Here is a 1,402-nt window from a genome sequence, read left to right as displayed (position 1 = left end):
ATTCAAGTGAAACCGCAAAAAGACTTGATTTTATCTATGTAGTAAATTGCGGTCCTATTATAAACTATATGTACATTCTTGAAAAGGAGCATAAAAATATGAATATACAACTAATTCGAAATGCAACCATCGTTGTCCACTATGCAGGGAAGAAGTTTTTAATAGATCCATTTCTGTCTGAGAAAGGAACTTACCCGCCCTTTCCCAATTCATTAAGACAAGATCAAAAAAATCCTTTAGTCAGTTTACCAACCTCCATTGACAATATTATTAACCATGTAGATGCTGTTATTGTAACTCATCTTCACTTAGATCACTACGATGATGCTGCCAAAGATATACTGCCAAAACATATAAAAATGTTTGTGCAAAATGAAGAGGATGCTGGAAAAGTTAGAAACGATGGTTTTCAAAATGTAGAAGTTCTACATGATGATACCGTTTTTGAAGGGATCCAATTAATCAAAACAAAAGGCGAGCACGGACGAGGAGAAATTTTAAAACATGCTGGTCTAGTGTGTGGGGTTGTCTTCAAACACTCAAGTGAGAAAACTTTATATGTAGCTGGAGATACAGTCTGGTATGAAGCGGTCCAGGAAGTAATCGAAACAAATAAACCAGAAATCATTGTTGTAAACGGTGGAGATAATCAATTCCTGCAAGGTGGTTCCCTGGTTATGGGGAAAGAAGACATTTATGAAGTTTACAAGTCTGCTCCTCAAGCAATAATTATTTCTGTTCATATGGAAGCTGTTAATCATTGGACATTATCGAGAGTAGAATTGAAAAGTTTCAATCATGATAAAGGAATCTCCTCAAATGTACTGGTGCCAGATGACGGGGAATCATTCTCATTTTAAAAACCCGGAACAGACAGAAAAACATTTTTTCTGTCTGTTTTTTATTCAAAAAGTAAGAAGTAAAATCGCATTAGATATCAAGTTTACGGGTCCCAATCCATTTCACCATTTCAGGATACTTATGTGAAAAGAACAGGCTTTCTTTCGTGTCTAATGCGGCAATTTTCTCCATATCTCCTTGGCTTAATTCAAAGTCAAAGATATTGAAGTTTTCGATGATTCTTTCCTTACGAACAGACTTCGGAATCGCAACAACTCCTCTTTGTGTCAACCATCGTAGAATCACCTGTGCAACTGATTTATTATACTTTTCGGATAGTGATACTAAAATTTCGTTTTGGAACATGTTATTTTTTCCTTCAGCAAATGGTCCCCAGGACTGTATTTGAACATTGTTCTCCTGCATAAATGCAGCACTTTCTATTTGCTGGCAGAAAGGATGCGTTTCAACCTGGTTTATGGCAGGAACGACCTCATTATGAATGATCAAATCCACTAGACGGTCACTATGGAAGTTACTCACTCCAATTGCCCGGATTTTC

At 36.5% G+C, this 1,402-nt stretch carries 2 protein-coding genes; one reads left to right on the top strand and one right to left on the bottom strand.

The window, feature by feature from the left end:
* Nucleotides 1-98 precede the first annotated feature (98 nt).
* Nucleotides 99-860 carry an MBL fold metallo-hydrolase gene (locus V7659_RS20475; RefSeq protein WP_335541837.1) on the top strand — a complete coding sequence of 254 codons (762 nt, stop codon included), beginning with the start codon at nt 99-101 and terminating at the stop codon, nt 858-860.
* Between the two features lie 70 nt (nt 861-930).
* Here the strand turns inward: V7659_RS20475 and V7659_RS20470 are convergent.
* The coding region (locus V7659_RS20470; RefSeq protein ID WP_335541835.1) for an aldo/keto reductase at nt 931-1,402 on the bottom strand (472 nt) is incomplete at its 5' end.

The sequence above is a fragment of the Neobacillus drentensis genome (genome assembly GCF_036966985.1).
Classification (GTDB): Bacteria; Bacillota; Bacilli; order Bacillales; family Cytobacillaceae; genus Neobacillus; species Neobacillus drentensis_E.
The sequence above is the reverse complement of the archived record's forward strand: the minus strand, read 5'-3'. Positions and strand labels throughout refer to the sequence as shown.